This window comes from Tepidiforma sp., assembly GCF_034433535.1.
GTDB lineage: Bacteria > Chloroflexota > Dehalococcoidia > Tepidiformales > Tepidiformaceae > Tepidiforma.
Genome location: NZ_DAOUAO010000035.1, coordinates 1 through 1,805, shown reverse-complemented (window position 1 = coordinate 1,805; position 1,805 = coordinate 1). Strand labels below are relative to the sequence as shown.

The window sequence follows — 1,805 nt, the reverse complement described above, 5'->3', positions numbered from 1 at the left end:
GAGGGCTGGCGAACGCCTCCCGACATGCCGGCAGGCCTCGCAGCCCTTGGCGACGACGAGTCATGGACGCTGGTGGAGACTCTCGTGGGCCAGCTCCTCGACCGGGGCATCCTCGCGCTCGGCAAGGACATCGACCCGGCGGATGAGGTCTTTCGCCCGCGGAGCAGGAACGCGTACATCCGCCGGAATGGCTCCGACCCTCAGAGAGGAGTCGAGGCTTGGCTTCCGGCGAACACCACGGCGCGCTCCGCGCGCTTCGATTACCTCGAACGCTTGTTGACCCGGCTGGGCCACCAGGCCGACCGGGCGACGGTCATCTCCTTACTCGAATGGACCTGGGACAACCTCTTGGTCGGCCATGGGTCACCAGCGGCGGACCTCCTGAGGCGATTTGACGACAGGAGGCTCGGGATTCTCTACCAGGTGAATCCCGACCGGTGGGAGTTCGCCCCGCCGGGCGGGATCGTCGTATGCAATCGGTGTGGGGTGCGACGTCCGGGCTCCGTGGCCGGCGTCTGCCCGACCATGCGTTGCGAGGGGACGATGGTGGCCGACAACCCCGACGAGGACAACCACTACCGGCGAACCTACCAGGAGCCGCCGGGCCCGGAGATGCGGGTCGAAGAACACACCGCCCAGTGGACACCGGAAGAGGCTGCGAGGATCCAGGACAGGTTTGTGCGGGGCGAAATCAACGTGCTCAGCTGCAGCACGACCTTTGAGCTGGGGGTCGACCTGGGCGATCTCCAGGCGGTATTCATGCGCAACATTCCCCCGACGGTGGCGAACTACGTTCAGCGGGCGGGCCGCGCCGGCCGCCGCCGTGAGGCTGCGGCCCTGGTCGTGACGTTTGCCCAGCATCGCCCGCACGACCAACAGATGGTCGCCCGGCCGGAGGAGCTGGTCGCCGGGCGGGTGCCGGTGCCCCGCGTGGCCGACCTGAACGTGCGCATCGCCCGGCGCCACGTCCACGCGGTGGCACTCTCCCGCTTCTTTCGCGAGCGACTCCCGGCCGATTCACAGGCCTGGCGTACAGTAGGGAACTTCTTCCTTAACACTCGCGACGATGCCCGCGACAATTCGCCGACCGCAGCCCAGCTATTCCGGGCGTACCTCGACGAGCGGGACGACAAACTGCGCGAGGAGCTCCGGGAAACCTTTCCCCGGGAGCTGCACGACCCCCTCGGCATCGAGGACTGGAGCTGGGTGAAGGAACTCGTGCGGGAGGACACCGACGAGGCGCGCGAAGCAGGCCTCCTCCCGGGGCCGTTGTCGATCGCCGAGGCGAACGTGCGGGCCGATGAGGACACCTATCAAGCTCTCATCGATGCTGCTATGCGTGAACAAGAAATGGGGAAGACAAGTGGCAAGAAGGCGGATCATTACCGGAACATTCTGAACACGCTCCGTAGCCGCTACCTGCTGGGCTACCTCGCCAGCTACACCGTGCTGCCCAAGTACGGCTTCCCGGTGGACATCGTCCCGCTACAGACCGAACACCTCGAAGGCGGCAACCGCATCGAGCTCGAGCGCGACCTGCGCATCGCGATGGCAGAGTTCGCACCCGGGTCCGGGGTGGTGGCAGCCGGCGAGCTCTGGGTGAGCGAAGGCGCGCGGCGGTTCCCCGACAGGGCCCTCCCCGAGGAACTGTACGCTGTGTGCGGGAGATGCCGCCGGTTCTACCCCCGAAGCGGAGGGGGAACGTGCGGCCAATGCGGCGGCAGCGCGCGCACCGCCACGATGGTCCTGCCGCTGTACGGGTTCGTGGCCGGCAAACCCACCAAACGCGGGCTCGGGGACGAACG

At 67.4% G+C, this 1,805-nt stretch carries 1 protein-coding gene; it reads left to right on the top strand.

Going from position 1 to position 1,805, the window contains the following annotated elements; genetic code table 11:
* Positions 1-24: 24 nt before the first annotated feature.
* Positions 25-1,805: helicase-related protein (locus VAE46_RS01890; protein ID WP_322795211.1), on the top strand; the 1,781-nt coding region annotated here is incomplete at its 3' end.